Origin of the sequence: Azospirillum humicireducens (genome assembly GCF_001639105.2) — a bacterium.
Lineage (GTDB): Bacteria > Pseudomonadota > Alphaproteobacteria > Azospirillales > Azospirillaceae > Azospirillum > Azospirillum humicireducens.
In genome coordinates, this window is the sequence record NZ_CP028906.1 from 475331 (window position 1) to 492897 (window position 17567).

The window sequence follows — 17567 nt, forward strand, 5'->3', positions numbered from 1 at the left end:
GCGTTTCCTTGTTGTCGTTGTTGGCTGTCTTTGCTCAGGCGGCGTCGAAGTCGATGACGACCCGTTCGGTCAGAGGGCGCGACTGGCAGGTCAGGACATAGCCGGCCTCGACCTCCCACGGTTCCAGCGAGTAGTTCTCGGCCATCTCGACCTTGCCTTCGCGCAGCTTGGCGCGGCAGGTGCAGCAGACGCCGGACTTGCAGGAATAGGGCAGGTCGGCGCCGTGCCGGTGGGCGGCGTCGAGGATGCTCTCGCCGTCGTAAGGCAGGGTGAATTCCTTGCGCTTGCCGTCCTGAAGGATGGCGATGGTCGCGGCGTCGGTCGGCGTGTCGGTCGCCACCTTCCTGACCGAGGGCCGCGCGGCGGTCGTGGTGCCGAACAGCTCGACATGGATATTCGCGGCCGGCATGCCGCAGTCGGCCAGTGCGTCGCGCACCTCCTCCACCATCGGCTGGGGGCCGCAGAGGAAGGCGGCGTCGATGTCCTCCGCCTTCAAGGGACCGGCGCAGAGTTCGCGCACCAGACCGGCGCCGATGCGCCCGCCGAGCAGCCCGGCCTCTTCCGGCTCGCGGCTCAGCACATGGTGGATGACAAGCCGGCCGATGTAGCGGTTCTTCAGATCCTCCAGTTCTTCGCGGAAGATGATGGAGGAGACGGTGCGGTTGCCGTAGACCAGCACGAAGCGGCTCTTCGGCTCCTGCGCCAGCACGGTCTTCAGGATCGACATCACCGGGGTGATGCCGCTGCCGGCGGCGAAGGCGACATAGGTGCGGGACGCGTCCGGATCGACGGGGGTGTGGAAGCGCCCCATCGGCGTCATCACCTCCAGCACCGCGCCCGGCGCCAACGACTGGTTGGCGTGGGTGGAGAACAGGCCGCCATCGACCTTCTTCACCGCCACGCGCAGCTCGCCGTCACCCACGCCGGAGCAGATGGAGTAGGAGCGCCGCACCTCCTCCTCGCCGATGCGGGTCTTGAGCGTCAGGTACTGGCCCTGGACGAAGCGGAAGCGGTCGGCGAGATCGGCCGGCACGTCGAAGGCGATCGACACGGTGTCCGCGGTCTCCCGGCGGCACTCGCGGATGGTCAGCGGGTGGAAGCTGGGGCTGGTCATGGGGTGGTCCTCGGTCGGGCCGGTTGAGTGGTTGAAGCGTTTGCCCCCTCCCTAACCCTCCCCCACCTNAACACGTCGAACGGTTCGAGGCAGGCGTTGCAGGCGTGCAGCGCCTTGCAGGCGGTGGAGCCGAAGCGGCTGATCTGCCGGGTGTCCTGCGAGCCGCAGCGCGGGCAGGCGATCACCTCGTCCGGTGCCGTCAGGGCGCGCTTGCCGGAGTGCGGCGGTGGGACGATGCCGACCTCGGCCAGCTTTTCCCGGCCGGTGTCGCTGATCCAGTCGGTCGTCCAGGGCGGGGCGATCACCACCGAGACGCGGGCGTCGAGGTGGGCACGGGCCAGCGCGGTTTCCGCCTCCAGCACGATGACGTTGGTGGCGGGACAGCCGGAATAGGTCGGCGTCAGCGCCACCGCCAGCCGGCCGTCCGCATCGGCGGACACCGCGCGGACGATGCCGAGATCGACGATGCTCAGCACCGGAATCTCCGGATCCATCACCCCGGCCAGCGCGTCCCAGGCGGCTTTCACGACCGCATCGGCGCCCGGCTCCGGTCCCCAGCAGCCCGCTACATCCGGCATGGCATCCTCACCAGTTCGCGTCGGGATAGGCGCGCGGCAGGAACTGCATCTCGGCCAGCAGATAGCCGAGATGCTCGCTGTGCTCGCCGCGGCGGCCGCCCTTCTGCATCCAGCCGTCGGCCGGGCGGTCGAGGGTGGCCTCCTCAAGCACCGCTTCGACGCGGGCGGCCCAAGCGGCCTTCAGCCCGGCCGGGTCGGGGACGATGCCGGCGGCGACCAGAGCCTGTTCGGCCTCGTCGCGTTCGAACATCTCGCCGGTGTAGGGCCAGAGGCGACCCAGCGCGTCGGCCACCTTGGCGTGGCTGACGTCGGTGCCGTCGCCCAGCCGCACCAGCCAGTCGCCGCTGTGGCGGACATGGTAGCTCACCTCCTTCACCGCCTTGGCGGCGATGCCGGCCAGCGTGGCGTCCTTGGAGGCGCAGAGCCGCTCATACAGCTCCACCGCCCAGGCATCATGCAGGAACTGGCGGACGATGGTGTGGCCGAAGTCGCGGTTGGGCTGCTCGACCAGCAGATGGTTGCGGTAGTCGAAGACGTCGCGGCGGTAGGCGAGGCGGTCCTCGTCGCGGCCCTTGCCCTCCAACTCGCCGGCATAGGTCAGCAGCATGCGGGCATGGCCGACGAGGTCGAGCGCGACGTTGGTCAGCGCGATGTCCTCTTCCAGCTCCGGCGCATGGCCGCACCATTCCGACAGCCGGTGCCCCAGCACCAGCGAGCTGTCGCCCAGCCGCAGCGTGTATGCGAACAGGGCTTCTTTGAGAAGATCTGTGCTCATCAGATGTTCTTCACGTCTGCGGGGATGTCGTAGAAGGTCGGGTGGCGGTAGATTTTGTCGTCGGCCGGATCGAACAGGCTGGCCTTCTCCGCCGGGTCCGACGCCGCGATGCTGGCTGCGGGGACCGCCCAGATGCTGACGCCCTCGCCGCGGCGGGTGTAGACGTCGCGGGCGTTGTCCAGCGCCATGCGGGCGTCGGCGGCGTGCAGGCTGCCGACATGCTTGTGGGACAATCCGTTCTTCGGCCGGATGAAGATCTCGAACAGCGGCCAGTCCTTGCGATCCATGGTCTCTTCCCCTCGGGAGTCTTGTCAGCCGGCCTTCTTGAGGGCGCGCTGCTTGCGTTTGGTCGCATGGGCGACGGCGGCCTCGCGCACCCAGGCGCCGTCGTCCCACGCCTTGCGGCGGGCCTCGATGCGCTCGCGGTTGCAGGGGCCGTTGCCCTTCAGGATCTCGTTGAACTCGGTCCAGTCGATGGCGCCGAATTCGTAATGGCCGGTTTCGGCGTTGAAGCGCAGCTCCGGGTCCGGGATGGTCAATCCCAGGAACTCCGCCTGCGGCACCGTGGCGTCGACGAAGCGCTGGCGCAGCTCGTCGTTGGAGAAGCGCTTGATCTTCCAGGCCATGTTCTGGGCGGAGTGGGCCGACTGGTCGTCCGACGGGCCGAACATCATCAGCGACGGCCACCACCAGCGGTTCAGCGCGTCCTGCGCCATCCGCTTCTGCGCCGCCGTGCCCTGGGCCAGCGCCAGCATCAGCTCGTAGCCCTGGCGCTGGTGGAAGCTTTCCTCCCGGCAGATGCGGACCATGGCGCGGGCATAGGGCCCGTAGGAGCAGCGGCAGAGCGGCACCTGGTTCATGATCGCCGCACCGTCGACCAGCCAGCCGATGGCGCCGATGTCGGCCCAGGTCGGGGTCGGGTAGTTGAAGATGCTGGAGTACTTGGCCTTGCCCGACAGCAGTTGCCCGACCAGCTCGTCGCGCGACACGCCCAGCGTCTCGGCGGCGCTGTAGAGGTAGAGGCCGTGCCCGCCCTCGTCCTGCACCTTGGCCAGCAGGGCCACCTTGCGGCGCAGCGTCGGCGCGCGGGTGATCCAGTTGCCTTCCGGCAGCATGCCGACGATTTCCGAATGGGCGTGCTGCGAGATCTGGCGGACCAGCGTGCGGCGGTAGCCTTCCGGCATCCAGTCGCGCGGCTCGATCTTCTCCTCGGCGTCGACGCGCTCCTGGAAGCGGCCCTGGAGAGCGGCTTCCTGCTCCGTCACCAGCCGGGGAGACGGTTGAGCGCCCTGGTCGGTCTTGGCATCCAAGCCTTGCGTGTACATCGGCATCCCCGAAATGGATTGCGCGTCCAGCGAACAATTTCTGAAGGAAAAATATGATACAGATCAACGACTGTAAAGCAGAATTATGTGTCGCTTCTGGCGTGGGGTGGTGCGAGTGGAGGAAAGCATTTTTTATCAAATAGTTAGATTCTATTGGCGGGATGGAGCCGGGGCTGCGTCCTGCTGGAAAAGGATGGGTGGAGGCATTCGCCGATACACGGACGGTATGGTTTTCCGGAATTTGTGCGATGCGGAAAAGGCGCGCCGGATGGGGAGGGGCGCTACCGTGGGGATGGGTTAGCGAAGGGGTTGGGTATTTCCCTCTCCCCCCCCCGGGAGAGGGTTAGGGTGAGGGGGACGCATGNCTTCAAGCCTTCGCGCGCTCATCGCCGTCCGGGCGGGCGCCGTTCTGGTGATGGTGGGCGGCGGAGAAGGCGCGTTCCAGGCGGCGGGGCGCACGGATCAGGTGCAGGTAGAGCTCGTCGAACTGGCCGATGGAGGCCAACTGCCGCACGTCGTTGACGGTGATGCGCTGGCCGTTCAATTCGATCAGGCCGCTTTCGCGCAGGCGGCGGAGGGTGCGGTTGATGTGGACGATGCTGAGTCCCAGCGCGTCGGCCAGGATCTCCTGGGTCACCGGCAGCACGAAATGTCCGTCGGTCGCCATGTTGACGATGCTGAGCCGGCGCAGAAGCTCCACGATCAGGTGGGCGGTGCGCTCCAGAGCGGTGCGCCGGCCCAGGCTGAGCAGCCGTTCGGCGACGATGGCCTCCTCCCGCGCGCCCGACCAGGCGAGGGCGGCGGCAAGGCGGGGAAAGGAGCGGAAAAGTTCGCCGATCCGTTCGGGCGGAAAGCTCGCCACTTCCACCGCGGTCAGGGTGGTGACGCTGTGGTCGGCGGATTCGAACAGCGTGCAATACATGCCGATGAGATCGCCGGGCAGGACGAAGTTCACCACCTGGCGGCGGCCGTCGGGCAAGGCTTTGTGACGGATCGCCCAGCCGTCGCGCATGATACGGACATCCCGGTATCTTTCGCCCTGCTGGAGAAGATCCGTCCGGGGCGGCTCACGCACGATTGTCCTCTCAAGATCGGAAAGGTACAATTTTTCCTCATCCGACAGAACGAGGTAGCTGCTCAATTTGAGCCACAATGGAGTGGGCTCGAGGGCGCGGCTCGCCAGGGCGCGAGTCATGATCGTCTCTTTGCCTTCTTTGTCCTAATATTGGCATCTTGATGAACACATGCGAAGTTCAACCGGTTCCGCGTGGTGTCGAACGTTTAGGGCTTTCGTCAAAACGGGCTACAACATAGGTTAATCGCCCTGAGATTTTCTTCGAACGTGGTGTGACGCGCCACAGGCCCCTCTGTTGATCCTATGCCTTTTGCGATGTCGGATAGGCAGCGCCGACATCGGGGTGGTGCAAGGAACAACCGGACGGGGGGTATGATGACGGCGGAGGAAGAGGCGGCGGGCATGGCCGCTCTCTCGATTTGTGAATCGCTGGTGATCGCGATGGTTGAAAAGGGCCTCTTCACGGTCGAGGAGGCTCGGGGCGCGCTGGAGGATGCCGCGGCGGCCCATCAGCGGCAGGAGACACGAGATCCGGCCCGCCCCCAGGACATGGCGGTGCGCGCCATAGAGCGGCTCGCCCTCCAGGTCGATGCCGCTACGCAGTCACGGAGCGGTTAGCGCGCAGAGGACGGGAAGCGGCCGGCCGGCGCGCTCAGCCCGGCAGGATGGCTGGGTTGCGGCGGCCGGCGCCCTCTGGTGCGGGATCGCGACCGGGCCCATCCAGCAGCGCGTCGCTCAGCAGTTGGGCCACCTCCTTGGCGGCGATGGGCTTGTGCAGGATGCGGTAGCCGCTGGCCTGGGCATCGGCGATGCGTTCGGGCGCCGTGTCGCCGGTCAGGACGACGCTGAGCGGCGATGCCTGCCCCTGTTCCGTCAGCGCCGCCTCCACCGCGTGGATGGCCTGCAGCCCGGTGGCCCCCGCCTCCAAACGGTAGTCGGCGATCACCAGGTCGGGCGGGCGCGGCTGGTCCCGCAACAGGTGGAGCGCATGGCCGGCGCTGTCCGCCGCGATCGCCCGCCAGCCGAGATCCTCGATCAGCAGGGTCAGCCCCTCGCGCACCAGCGGGTCGTCGTCGATCACCAGCGCGATGCCGCGTCCCGGTTGCGGGGCATCGGCCGCGGTTTCCGCCGCAGGGGCGGCGGGCTTCGGGGGCAGGGCCGGCATCGGGATTTCCAGCGTGAAGCAGGAGCCGCGGTTGGGCCGGGATGCGACATGCACCCGGTATCCCAGCAGCCGGGCCAGCCGGTCGACGATGGCGAGCCCCAGCCCCAGCCCCTTGCCGCGGTCCCGGGTGGGGTTGGAGATCTGGTAGAACTCGTGGAAGATGCGTTCCAGATGCTCCGGCGGGATGCCGATGCCGGTGTCGAAGATCTGGATGCGCAAGCGCCCGCGGCCGTGACGGCACCCCAGCAGGATGCGGCCCCGGTCGGTGTAGCGCAGCGCGTTCTCCACCAGATTGCGGATGATCCGCTCCAGCAGGGCCGGGTCGGCGGTCAGCGTCACGCCGGTGGGCACGCTGCGGAAGGCGATGCCCTTCTCCGCGGCACGGAGCCGGTACTCCTCTTCCAGCCGGGCGAAGATGGCGCCGAGCGACACCGTCTGCACGTTGGGGGAGACGGTGCCGGCATCCAGTTTCGAGATGTCCAGGATGGCGTCGAGCAGCCGGCACAGCGCATCCATCGACGCCTCGATGCTGCCGACCAGTGCGGAGGCGGGATGGTCGCCCAGTCTCAGCGCCAGCGCCGAGGTCAGCAGGACCAGCGACTGCACCGGCTGACGCAGATCGTGGCTGGCGGCGGCCAGGAAATGGGTCTTGGCGGCGTTGGCGCGCTCGGCCACCATCAGCGCCATCACCGCCTCCTGCCGCGAGCGTTCCTCCTCGTTGCGGGCGCTCTCGGCCTCGGCGCGCGCCTGTTCGGCCCGTTCGGCCAGCGTGCGCTGGATGGTGATCTCCTCCGCCGCGCGCATCTCGCGCTCGCGCTGGATCGCCGCGATATGGTCCAGCATGGCGTTGAAGCCGCGGGCCAGTGCCGACACCTCGTCGTTGCCGCGCACCTGGGCGCGCTGACCGGTGAAACCGTCGGTGGCGATGGCGCCCGCCAGCCTTTCCAGCTCGCGCAGGGACCGTGTCATGTGGGTGCCGACGGCGCGGCTGCCGATATAGATCGCCAGCAGGGCAGCGGCGGCGACCAGCCCGTATGCCGGCAGCATCCAGGACAGCAGGGTGGCGGCCCGCGTGCCCGGTGCCTTCAGCCGCAACTGCAATCCAAGCGCCGAAAGCCGGTCCGGCACGGTGAGCGGGACGGTCACCGCGATCATGTCCGGGGCCAGCGGCGGCGGCTCTTCAGAAGCGTGCAGTAGGTCCGCTTCCGGATGCAGCACAAGGGAGTCGAGCGGCACCTTGTAGAGCAGTGCCCCTTCCGGCGACCTCGTGCGGGAATAGATCAGCATCTCCGCCGCCAGCAGGTACTCGGTATCGTCCTGGCGGATCACGGTGGCGGCCGGTTTCCCGGCGGCGATGGCCGCACGCAGCCAGGTCATGTCGGCGGGAACCATGGACAGCGTGCCTGACCGACGCCCGTTGTCGGCGATCCGCTCCCCTTCGAAATCGGTGAAGAGGATGGCCACCGGCACGCTGGCGATGTGGTTGAAGCTGCCCAGGAAGGGGACCAGATAGGTTTCCTTGCCCGCGGAATCGACCAGCGCCGTGGCGAGCACGCTGTTGCCGGCCAAATCGCGCATGGTGGTGACCAGCGTGTCGAGCAGCCCTTCGGTCTGGCGGGCGGCGAGGCTTGCGTTCGCCTCCACATTGGCGAGATGCTGGCGCGCCAGATGGCGGCTCGACACCACATAGAGGCTGGCGCCGATCAGGATGGCGATCAGCACGCCCAGCATCAGCGACACCAGCGCGAAACGGCGGGCCAGACGCCCGGAGGTCAGCATCCGCTGTGTCGCGCTTGGAATGGCGCTCGGGGGGATGGCGCTCGGGAAGCGGTGGGGATCGGGTCCGGTCATCCGCGCCCTCATTCCACCGGGACCAGCACGCCGTCGGCGCGGAAACGCGCCATCAGCAGGTCTTGCGGTCCCAGCGCCTCGTGCCGGCCGGGAGCGAAAGGGCGCTCGAAATCGCGGATCACCCCGCGATAGGGGCCGACCTGCTCCAGCGCGTCGCGGACGGCGGCCCGATCGGTGGTGCCGGCGCGGTCGATCGCCAGCGCCAGGATGCGGGTCAGGTCGTAGGCGTGCAGGAAGCCGACCGGCGACACGATGTCCTCCGGCCGGTGGATGCCAAACAGGCGCCCCGCCGTCTCCAGCACCGGAGCCAGCCGTTCGGGCGGGATGCGGAAGGGGCTGACCGTCTGGATCACGCTGAAGTCGACCTCCTGCAGGGCCGGTCCGGCCTGGCCTGTGAAATCGCCGCCGGTGACGCCCCAATGGCTGAGGATCGGCAGCCGCCGGCCGGGCGGCAGAGCCGCCACCTCGCGCACCAGCACGGCGGCCTCGTCGTCGTTGGCGACGAGCAGGATCGCCTGGGCGCCGGCGGCCGCCAACCCCTCATACTTGTCGATCAGCGAGCGGTCGCGCCAGTTGTACCAGGCGGTGCCGACCATCGCCGGGCTGTCGCGCCCGGCGAGATGGCGCTTGGCCGCCTCCAGGTTGGAGCGCCCCCAGGCGGTGTTCGTCAGCAGAAGCCCGACGCGGGTCAGGCCGCGGTCGGCGGCGCGCGTCAGCAGGAAGGGCATGGCCAGCCCGTCGCGCAGGGACAGGCGGAAGATGTAGTTGGGCTCCATCCCGTTGTCGACGATGCCGTCCGCCGACGACCAGGGCGCCAGGAACAGGGTGCGGGTCTGCTGCAGGACCGGCAGCTGCTCGATCACCACCGGGCTGAACCGGCCGCCGAACACCGCGATCAGATCGGGGATGGTGGCGAGTTCCCGGATGTTCTTGATGCCGCGGGCGGAGATCGACCGGTGTTCGCGCGTGATCAGGGCCAGCGGCCGGCCGCCCAGCACGCCGCCGCCGCGGTTGATGTCGTCGATGGCGGTCAGGATGCCGCGCTCGATGGCTTCGGCCGAGGTGCTGTTGGTCAGCCCGAATTCGCCGTCAAGCGCCAGGATGACCGGGTCCTGTCCGGTCGCCGGCCCGACGGCCTCGGCTGCAGCCGCCGATGCAGCCCACGCGAGGGCAAGCAGAAGAAGGGCTGGCTTAAGAAGGCGGGTGGCTGCGGCAAACATTGTCCGTCGTTCGATCGATACGGCGGACGGAAGACGGGGGCTTCCGCGCGCGGAACGCGGCACTATGGGTGGGCGGAAGCTGCTGGGTCAATCTGTCCTTCGGCCGAGCGGCGGCGGGGAGGACTCCCTTGCCTTTCCGCCGGCTTCATCTTCGCTGGGGCTTTTATTATCCCAGGCGCTACGCCGAGGAGACCGATGCGCCGCCCGGTCAAGCGCGGTGCATCGGTCGCTGCGGTGTCAGACCAGCTTGGCGGTCAGACTGATCTCGGTGCCGGCAAGCGCCTTCGACACCGGACAGTTGGCCTTGGCGCCGGCTGCCTGTTCCTGGAAGGCGGCCTCGTCGATGCCGGGGATCTCCGCCTCGCACGCCAGCTCGATCCGGCTGATGGCGAAGCCGGCGCCGGCCTTTTCCAGATGGACCCTGGCGGTGGTGTGGACGCGGGTCGGGGTGTGACCGGCCTGGGCGAGCCCGGCGGACAGCGCCATCGAGAAGCAGCCGGCATGCGCCGCGGCGATCAGCTCCTCCGGATTGGTGCCCTGTCCGTTTTCGAACCGCGACGGGAAGGAATAGGCCCCCTCGAAGGCGCCGCTGCCCAGCCGCATCTTGCCGCTGCCCGATTTCAGGTCGCCGCGCCATTCGGCGTCCGATTGCCGCATCGTCATGTCGGTGTCTCCCCCTCTCAGGTCATGGTGGTTCCGGCCCGCAAGTCGGGACCGGTCGGGCCTGACCTAGGGCGGCGGGACGCAGCGGCCAGCGGCATAACACCTTCGCGTTCAACCGGCGCCGGTCAGGTGCGGCAGTCCAGTGCGGCAGTCAGGCTTCCTGGACCGTCTCTATTTCCGACAGGTCGGACAGGCGGCGGGCCAGCCGTTCGGTGCAGCGGACCTCCAGGATGCCGAAGCCGGCATTGGGGGCGATGGTGTGCAGGTCGCCGGCCATGCCGTTCTCGCTGGCCAGCCGCCGCACGCGCTCCACCATGGCGTCCCGTTCCGGCCGGCCGGGGCGAAGGCCCGGCAGGGGACGGGTGAAATGCAGCTTGTAGCGTTTGAAGATCGAAGGGGCCATCGGGTCACGGGTGCGGGGTGGGGGCGGTTGCCTCGGACAGGGCGTCTTTGGGCGCCGGCCCCCGGATCTCGCACAGGCCGGGCATGCGATGCCAGCCCGAAAAGGCCTTATCCCCGCGGCTTACGTCTTGGGTTCGACATTCTCGGCACCGGCGCGGGTGCCGCCGAAGCGGTCGGCGCCCTTGGCGTCGGGGGCATCGGGCTTCTTGTGATTGCCGGTGTTCTGCTCGCCCTCGGTGTGGCGGACGGTCTCTTCGGTGTGGGGCTGCTTGTTCTGCGAACCGGTCATCGGGGGGAAGCTCCCATTCTATAAGGTGTCCTTCCCTCAACCGGATCGGGCGCCCTAGCGTTCCCGTGCGATCGCCTGTGCCACCGCCATCCACCGCTCAGTGTCGCCGCTCCAGTCTGCCACCTCGCGCAGAGCCTGCAGGGGAGGCCAGACGCCGAGCCGGCTGGAACGGCGCAGCGCGAAGAAGCGGTCGAGCTCCTCGCCGGTCGGCAGCCGGTCGCCCTTGCGCTGGTTGCAGCGGCGGTGCGCCAGCACGGCGTTGGCCGGACCGTCGATCCCGCCATAGGCCTGGGGGATCAGATGGTCGACGGTCGCCTTCGCCCCCACCGGCCCGTCGCAGAAGAAGCAGCGCCCGCCCTGCTGGACGTCCATCAGCGTGGCATCGTCCGGCGTGACGGGCATGGCGCTCTCCTCTCGGCCGTGGTTACAGGTCGCGCTCGACGCTGCCCCACAGGTCGTACTCGTCGGCATGCTCGATGGTGACGTCAACCATGTCGCCCGGCTTCAGCCCGGTCTCGCCGTTCAGGAAGACGTTGCCGTCGATCTCCGGCGCGTCGGCGTAGGAACGGCCGATGGCCCCGTCCTCGTCGACCTCGTCGATCAGCACGCCCAGCGTCCAGCCCACCTTCTGCTGGAGCCGTTCGGCGCTGATCGCCTTCTGCGTCTCCATGAAGCGTTCCCAGCGCTCCTGCTTGACCTCTTCCGGGACGGCGCCCGGCAGGTCGTTGGCGGTGGCGCCCTCCACCGGCTCGTACTTGAAGCAGCCGACGCGGTCGAGCTGGGCCTCCTTCAGCCAGTCCAGCATGAACTGGAAATCCTCCTCCGTCTCGCCGGGGAAGCCGGTGATGAAGGTGGAGCGCAGCACCAGATGCGGGCACTCGTCGCGCCATTTGCGGATGCGGTCCAGCTGCTTTTCCTGGGCGGCCGGGCGGCGCATCGCCTTCAGGACGGTGGGCGAGGCATGCTGGAACGGGATGTCGAGATAGGGGAGGATCTTCCCCTCCGCCATCAGCGGGATGACCTCGTCCACATGCGGATAGGGGTAGACGTAATGCAGGCGGACCCACAGGTCGAAGTTCGCCAGCTCGTTGCACAGGTCAAAGAAGCGGGTGCGGACCTCGCGGTCGTACCATTTCTCCGTCTTGTACTTCACGTCGACGCCATAGGCGCTGGTGTCCTGAGAGATGACCAGCAGTTCCTTGACGCCGGCCACCGCCAGCTTCTCCGCCTCGCGCAGGACGGAATGGATCGGCCGGCTGACCAGATCGCCGCGAAGGCTGGGGATGATGCAGAAGCTGCACCGGTTGTTGCAGCCTTCGGAAATCTTCAGGTAGGCGTAGTGGCGCGGGGTCAGCCGCAGCCCTTCCGGCGGCACCAGATCGGTGAAGGGGTTGTGCGTCGGCGGCACGGCGTCATGCACGGCGTTGACCACCTGCTCATACTGGTGCGGGCCGGTGACGGCCAGCACGTCCGGGTGGATCTGCCGGATCAGGTCCGATTCCACGCCCATGCAGCCGGTGACGATGACCCGCCCGTTCTCCTTGATCGCCTCGCCGATGGCGTCCAGCGATTCCTTCTTGGCGCTGTCGAGGAAGCCGCAGGTGTTGACCAGAACGACGTCGGCGCCGTCGTAGCTGGGGGAGATCTCGTAGCCCTCCGCGCGCAGGCGCGTCAGGATGCGCTCTGAATCGACGAGCGCCTTGGGACAGCCGAGGCTGACGATGCCGACCTTCGGGGCGCCCATGGTCTGGGCGGCGGCCGGCGATGCGGACTTCGGAACGGGGGATATGGTCATCGCGCGCGTATACCGCCGAATCAGAGATTGCGCCAGCGAAACATGGGGGCGAGGCGAGTCGGCATGGCCGATATGCCGATTCCGCCTGTGATCCGCAAGAATTTCTGTGGTCGAGGCTTGGCCTGCTCCTCTCGGAGCATGCGACAATTCGCAACAAACGAGTGAAGTGTTCGCGGTTCCGTTTTCAGTTCAGTCGCGCTACAATAAGTCACGGTCTCATGATCGAAGTGGCTGCCGCCTTTCAGCGATAGCTGCCGGCCCCTTTGTATGGCCATCGTATAGCCACTATACTTTATAGAGTGGAAAAAATGGACTTTGCAAAAGTGCGCGGCGTTGCTGCGGGCCGGATGTCGGTGAGGAAGAATGGTGCGCTGGTCCGCGCTCCGCTCGCCTCTCCCGCCGGGGCGGGTTCGATCGGAGCCGGGCCCATTGGAGCCGGAATGGATTTCTCCCACTCGGATCACACCGGGGGCGCATCGCCGCAGGCCATCGCCGACGTGATGCTGCAGATTGCCCACATCGCAGACAGCCTTGGCTATACCCACGGACTGAAGCCGTCGCAGTGGACGGCGTTGCGCTATTTTGCCGGCGCCAACCACAGCCAGCGCACCGTGTCGGCCTTTGCCGACTTCCACGCCACCACGCGCGGCGCTGCCTCGCAGATGGTGGAAGTGCTGGTGGGCAAGGAATTGCTGGTCCGCGTACCGGTTCCCGAAGATCGCCGCGTCACCCAGCTGCATCCGACACCCAAGGCGCTGGAACTGCTTCGGCACGATCCTCTCAACGACTTCGCCGGCGTCATCGGCACCTTGCCGGCCGACGACCAGTATCGTCTGGCCGAGACGCTGACCAGCCTGCTGCGCGGCCTGCTGGAAAAGCGGCAGTCGGTCTGATCCTTCCGGTCTGATCCTTCCGGGGCGGCCTGCCGGCCGCATCGCTCAGGGCTTGCGGCAGATGGCAACCGCGTCTTCGAGCCCGCGCTGTTCGCGCTCGCTCAGGCGATTGGCGACGAAACCTTCCCACAGCCCATTCCGCGCCAGTTCCGACTGCACGCACCGGCAGTTGGCCGTGCAGGTCGCCGATGCCACGCCGGCGCGCTCGCAGTTCGCCACGCAGGCGGCCTGGAAATCGCGCACCGCCGGCGCCTCCACCGGCAGAAGCTGTGCCGTCGCCCAGGCAATGCCGAACAGCAGCGGCTGATGCAGCAGATAGACAGCAAGACTGTGCCGTCCGGCCAGCGCCAGTGTCCGCCCGGCAGCGCCGGTCATCGCGGCGCGCCCGCCGATCCCCGGCCTTAGCCGTGCCAGCCCGATCCCCGCCAGCACGGCGCCGATCCAGGGCAGGACCGGCACGAAATCGTTGGAATCCGGTGCCACCGTCGTCAGGCCGATCCAGCGCAGCCATGGGCTGTCGAAGATGGGGAAGGACAGAAAACTGCCGGCCAGCACCGCCGCCGCGGCCGTCGTCAGGGTCAGCGCCGCCGGCAGGCGGACGAAGGCGAGGCCGACGATGCTCGCCAGCACGATGTGGTGCAGCACGCCGAAGAAGATCGGGCTGTCGGGGAACAGGGCGTAGGACGCGGCCGACACCGCTGCCGCACCGGCGGCCACCCGTCCCAACCGGCGCAGGAAGCGTGCGATGTCGAGCCCGTCGCCGGTGGCCAGCACCAGTCCGATGCCCACCAGCAGCAGGAAGCTGGACAGGATCGCCGTGCGGGCGGCGAGCCAGAGCGGGTCGCCCAGCAGGTCGAAGCGGGCGAGCCCGAAATAGGTGGCGTCCCAGCTGGCGTGATAAAGCGCCATCGCGACCAGCGCCAGCCCACGCGCGGCGTCGATCGCCGGTCGGCGTGATCCGCCCGCTTTGGATCCGCCTGCCGTGCCTTGAGTTGAACCTTCCACCGGCACACCGTCGACCGCACTCATGATCCTGTCATCCCCACGCCGAAAATCCATCCTTCCTGCCGCCGCGCCGTTTCGTCCAGCCCCGGCGGCGACCAGGCAAACGGGTTTCCGCTCAGCCAACGGAGACCGGCGGCCGAAACCAACGCGTCGCTGTCATGATCGCTGATGATGCCGGTCCGTTCCAGCGGACGCGAGCCCAGCCTGTGAAGTGCCTCGTCCAGTTCGGCGGCGTCGCGGATCTTGCGCTGGCCGAAGCCGGTGTGTTTCAGGAACAGGCGCGGGTAGATCTCCACCATCGCGCTGCCGCCCGGCGCCGGGTCGTCGAAGGGCCAGACCGCCAGCCGTCCGGGCAGGGCCGCGCGCAGGGCGCGCAGCACCCGCATGCCGGCGAGCGCGCCCTTGCCGACCTGACGCGAGCCGATCAGCTTGTAGGGACTCTGCGGATGGCCGAGCCCATCGGCGCGGCAGGCCCATTCGGTCGCCCGGTGCGGGTCCTCGTACCAATCCGGCTGCGGGCCGCGATGCCAGAAGCCGGCGCCATGCAGCGGATGGACGGCGAAAGGGCCGCCGCCGAAATCCGGCTCATTGGCGCAGACCTCCTCCACCGCATCCCACAGCTCGAAGGCGGTGGCCTCCCGGCCGGAAAAGCCGCGGGCCGCCACCGCGAAGGGCAGGGAGAAGGCGCAGTCGATGCCGACCAAGGCCGGTTCGCGCGCCAGTTCCGCCCTGAGCCAGCCGAACAGAGCCGTCCGCGACCACCAGCCGCCGGGGCCATTCACCAGACTGGGCGCCGCATCGCCGCCCCGGCACTCCGCCACCGCGATGCCGGCATAGCGCTTGCCGCGGGCGCCCGACCAGTCGATGGCGATGAAGCGGGGAAAGGCCGGTGCCGCCGATGACGCGGCCATCATGCAGCACACCGGCCGTGCCGGTCAGAGGGCGGGGGCGCGCGCCGTCGTTGCCGCTTGCCGGCCCTGGCCGTCAGCCGGAAGATCGGAGTGGAGCAAGTCGGCCAACACCCGGTTGACCGCTTCGGGTTCCTCATGCTGCACCCAGTGGGAAGCCTGCGTCAGGTGTTCAACCTGCACTGTATCGCACAGAGCCGCCGCCGGCATCGTCGGCGAGGCGCAGGCTGTCCTTCGCCAGACGGTCGATGCGGAAACCGTCGCGGATCCATCGCCGCAGCCGTCATCATCGCAAGTGGGGATTGTCCGCCGGACGGAGGCGGAAGCGCTCAGACGGTGACGGACACGAGGCCGCCCGGCGAACCGCCAAAGCCGCCGGCCGCCGCGACGGGCGTGACGCCGCCCGCCGCCGGCGATGTGCCGGTGGAGACGCTTGCGGGGGCTGCCGATCCGCTGCTGCCGGTGGCGCTGGCGAAGGACACGCCAAGGGAGGTGCCGGCGCCCGATCCGGTCCCGCCGGTGCTTGGGTTCGTCGCAGAGCCTGTTCCCGATGCCGTCCCGGCCGTTCCGCCGCTGGGACCGGCGGCCGCATCGGCCGCATCGCCGCTTGCCGTTTGCGTCGCGGCGGCGGATTTCTTCTGGTCGTCCTGTGCAAGACGGCCGGCGGCGCGGCGATATTCCTCGACGACGCGCTGGGACGGAATCTGGTCCTGGGTTTCACCGGTTTCGAAGTCGCGGAAATAGAGCACAGCGACCCGCGCACCCTGGTCGTAGCGCATATAGGGGCTGATATAGCCGGCGCCGGACGCTTTTTCCGCCTCCGTCCCGGTGGCGGTGCCGCCGGTCTGGATCGGGGTGGATTGGCTGGAACTGGCCGAAGAAACGGCGACGCCGGCCTCCGTCGGTTGGAAGGCAGTCGGGCGGACTGGCGTCGTGCTGGAAACGCCACGGATCTCCATCGGTGCCTCCCGCGTCTGTTGTCCGCTGACTGGAGCGGGCCTTTTCCGGCTGCCGCCCCGCTCCGCTCTCCCGCCGTTCCGATCCGGATCCCGGTCAGACCGTGATGTTCAGGTTCTGGCCGCGGGTCGGGGTGGTGTTGCCGCCGCTGGAACCGGACTGGACGTTCTGTGCCTCCTGCTGGCGGCGGGTGCGTTCGTCCTGGTCTTCCTGTGCGGACTCGACCTGCGAGGTGGACCGCTGCGCCGCGGCCGGACCGCTGCTGAGCGGGGTGACGTAGGGCTGCTGCTGATAGCCGCCGATACCGCCGATGCTGCTCACGCCCATGATGGTTCCTCCGGTCGCTGGTGCGACGCTTTTTGGACCAGCCGGCGAACAGGTGATGGTTCCGGCCGACCGACCGGGTGCGTCGGGGCCCGGCTGCACCCCAAACTAGGCAAATTTTGCCCGATAGAAAGGGGGAGCGCCAGCGAAATCGACGCGTTGAACAATCATCGGCGGGAATGTCAATGAACAAAATGCCTTAGCGGGTGAGCGTCACAACTCTTTTTCCATGGGGTGTTCCAGCTCGGCAACCGCAATGCCGGGCTCAGGCGGCGACTCGGCATTGCGCCACAGCGCGGCCTCCACCGCCAGCGTCCAGAAGCTCTCCGCTGCTTTGCTCTGGCGGGCGCGGGGACGGACCAGCCGGATCTGCACCGGCACGGTCCAGCGTGGGTCGCCCGCCGGCTGGCCGGCCCGAACCAGGGTTCCGCGGGCCAGATCCTCGGCGATCAGGCTTTCCGGCAGCCAGGCCACCCCGCGCCCGTCGCGCGCCAGCGTGCGCAGAACCGCCGCCAGATGGGAGGTGAAGACGGTGTCGAGCGCGTTTGGAAGCGGTTGCACCGCCCGCACCGCCTCCAGGATGCGGCCCATGCCGGACTCGCGGCTGTAGGACAGGTGCGGCAGGGTCGTGCCTTCCCCATCGGCCAGCAGATGGCGGGGCCGGCCCTCGGCATCCGGGGCGGTCACCGCCAGCAGCCGGTCGCCGCCGACGACGACGGAGCGGAAGGAGTCCGCGTCGAGCCGCCCCGCCGCCGCCGGGTGGGCATGGCACAGCAGGAACTGCGCCTGGCCCGCCAGCATCAGCCGCTCGCACGCCTCCATGCTGTCCGAGGACAGGGTGATGGCGCCCAGCCGCGCCCGCGCCTCCAGCGCCCGCAGCCAGGCGGGGAAGAAGGTCAGCGACAGCGCGTGCGTCGCGGCGAAGCGCAGGGTCGCGGCTTCCGACTGGGCGGCGAGCCGCGCCTCCTCGCGTCCTTGCAGCAGGCGGCGCACCGTCTCGTCGGCGAAGGGGCGGAAGCGGCGCCCGGCCTCGGTCAGCGTCACCGGCTGGCCGCTGCGGTCGAACAGCGGGGTGCCGGCCCAATCCTCCAGCGCGCGGATGCGGCGGCTGAAGGCCGGCTGGGTCAGGTGGCGCGCGTCGGCGGCGCGGGAAAAATTGCCGCAATCCACCAGCGCCAGGAAATCGTCGAGCCAGGAAAGTTCCATCGCCCAATCTTCGTCACGGGTT

The 17567-nt window shown here is 68.5% G+C and carries 19 protein-coding genes and 1 pseudogene; 2 read left to right on the plus strand and 18 right to left on the minus strand.

The features are described 5' to 3' along the window. Positions 1-34: 34 nt before the first annotated feature. The 6 genes and pseudogenes from paaE to A6A40_RS26640 form a co-directional block, all read right to left on the minus strand. Positions 35-1114 carry a 1,2-phenylacetyl-CoA epoxidase subunit PaaE gene (paaE, locus tag A6A40_RS26615; RefSeq protein WP_108548836.1) on the minus strand — a complete coding sequence of 360 codons (1080 nt, stop codon included), beginning with the start codon at positions 1112-1114 and terminating at the stop codon, positions 35-37. 69 nt (positions 1115-1183) lie between these two features. After that, positions 1184-1692 (minus strand): annotated as a pseudogene (gene paaD / locus A6A40_RS26620) (1,2-phenylacetyl-CoA epoxidase subunit PaaD); the annotation flags it as partial. A gap of 7 nt (positions 1693-1699) precedes the next feature. Further along, positions 1700-2467, minus strand: a complete 768-nt coding sequence (paaC, locus tag A6A40_RS26625; RefSeq protein WP_108548837.1) for a 1,2-phenylacetyl-CoA epoxidase subunit PaaC — start codon at positions 2465-2467, stop codon at positions 1700-1702. Further along, entirely contained in the window at positions 2467-2754 is a 288-nt protein-coding gene (paaB, locus tag A6A40_RS26630; protein WP_108548838.1) for a 1,2-phenylacetyl-CoA epoxidase subunit PaaB, read from the minus strand. Before paaB ends, paaC begins: the two co-directional genes overlap by 1 nt. Positions 2755-2778: 24 nt before the next feature. Further along, on the minus strand, positions 2779-3792 hold the full coding sequence (paaA, locus tag A6A40_RS26635) for a 1,2-phenylacetyl-CoA epoxidase subunit PaaA (protein WP_108548839.1): 1014 nt from the start codon (positions 3790-3792) through the stop codon (positions 2779-2781). A 367-nt stretch (positions 3793-4159) separates the two neighbouring features. Then, on the minus strand, positions 4160-4987 hold the full coding sequence (locus A6A40_RS26640; protein ID WP_108548840.1) for a Crp/Fnr family transcriptional regulator: 828 nt from the start codon (positions 4985-4987) through the stop codon (positions 4160-4162). 252 nt (positions 4988-5239) lie between these two features. Between A6A40_RS26640 and A6A40_RS26645 the strand changes: the two genes are divergently transcribed. Further along, a complete protein-coding gene (locus A6A40_RS26645) occupies positions 5240-5485 on the plus strand; it encodes a hypothetical protein (protein WP_174718555.1) in 246 nt (81 codons plus the stop codon). A gap of 34 nt (positions 5486-5519) precedes the next feature. Here A6A40_RS26645 and A6A40_RS26650 read toward each other — a convergent pair whose 3' ends face one another. From A6A40_RS26650 to rimO, 7 genes are all read right to left on the minus strand, one after another. Next, positions 5520-7883, minus strand: coding sequence for an ATP-binding protein (locus A6A40_RS26650; protein ID WP_236784060.1), 2364 nt, complete (start codon positions 7881-7883; stop codon positions 5520-5522). A gap of 8 nt (positions 7884-7891) precedes the next feature. Next, positions 7892-9103 carry an ABC transporter substrate-binding protein gene (locus tag A6A40_RS26655; protein ID WP_108548842.1) on the minus strand — a complete coding sequence of 404 codons (1212 nt, stop codon included), beginning with the start codon at positions 9101-9103 and terminating at the stop codon, positions 7892-7894. Between the two features lie 237 nt (positions 9104-9340). Further along, on the minus strand, positions 9341-9766 hold the full coding sequence (locus A6A40_RS26660) for an OsmC family protein (protein WP_108548843.1): 426 nt from the start codon (positions 9764-9766) through the stop codon (positions 9341-9343). 151 nt (positions 9767-9917) lie between these two features. Beyond that, positions 9918-10169, minus strand: a complete 252-nt coding sequence (locus A6A40_RS26665; RefSeq protein ID WP_042690341.1) for a hypothetical protein — start codon at positions 10167-10169, stop codon at positions 9918-9920. 120 nt (positions 10170-10289) lie between these two features. Beyond that, positions 10290-10457 carry a hypothetical protein gene (locus A6A40_RS31030; RefSeq protein WP_167562533.1) on the minus strand — a complete coding sequence of 56 codons (168 nt, stop codon included), beginning with the start codon at positions 10455-10457 and terminating at the stop codon, positions 10290-10292. A 54-nt stretch (positions 10458-10511) separates the two neighbouring features. After that, on the minus strand, positions 10512-10859 hold the full coding sequence (locus A6A40_RS26670) for an HNH endonuclease (protein WP_108548844.1): 348 nt from the start codon (positions 10857-10859) through the stop codon (positions 10512-10514). Positions 10860-10881: 22 nt separating this feature from the next. Next, positions 10882-12201, minus strand: a complete 1320-nt coding sequence (gene rimO / locus A6A40_RS26675; protein ID WP_108548997.1) for a 30S ribosomal protein S12 methylthiotransferase RimO — start codon at positions 12199-12201, stop codon at positions 10882-10884. A 491-nt stretch (positions 12202-12692) separates the two neighbouring features. Here rimO and A6A40_RS26680 point away from each other — a divergent pair, with 491 nt between their 5' ends. Next, complete coding sequence (locus A6A40_RS26680; RefSeq protein ID WP_108548845.1) at positions 12693-13145, plus strand: MarR family winged helix-turn-helix transcriptional regulator; 453 nt, start codon at positions 12693-12695, stop codon at positions 13143-13145. Between the two features lie 45 nt (positions 13146-13190). On the opposite strand, the gene A6A40_RS26685 is transcribed toward A6A40_RS26680, so the two are convergent. From A6A40_RS26685 to A6A40_RS26710, 5 genes are all read right to left on the minus strand, one after another. Next, a complete protein-coding gene (locus A6A40_RS26685) occupies positions 13191-14174 on the minus strand; it encodes an acetyltransferase domain-containing protein (RefSeq protein WP_236784061.1) in 984 nt (327 codons plus the stop codon). Then, on the minus strand, positions 14171-15064 hold the full coding sequence (locus tag A6A40_RS26690) for a hypothetical protein (RefSeq protein WP_108548847.1): 894 nt from the start codon (positions 15062-15064) through the stop codon (positions 14171-14173). The genes A6A40_RS26685 and A6A40_RS26690 overlap by 4 nt, the downstream gene beginning before the upstream one ends. Before the next feature lie 323 nt (positions 15065-15387). Continuing rightward, positions 15388-16017 (minus strand): hypothetical protein, encoded by a 630-nt coding sequence (locus tag A6A40_RS30830; protein WP_158279378.1) that lies wholly within the window; start codon positions 16015-16017, stop codon positions 15388-15390. Between the two features lie 94 nt (positions 16018-16111). Beyond that, positions 16112-16342, minus strand: a complete 231-nt coding sequence (locus tag A6A40_RS26705; protein ID WP_108548848.1) for a hypothetical protein — start codon at positions 16340-16342, stop codon at positions 16112-16114. 210 nt (positions 16343-16552) lie between these two features. Then, entirely contained in the window at positions 16553-17545 is a 993-nt protein-coding gene (locus tag A6A40_RS26710) for a LysR family transcriptional regulator (protein WP_108548849.1), read from the minus strand. Between the last annotated feature and the right edge of the window lie 22 nt (positions 17546-17567).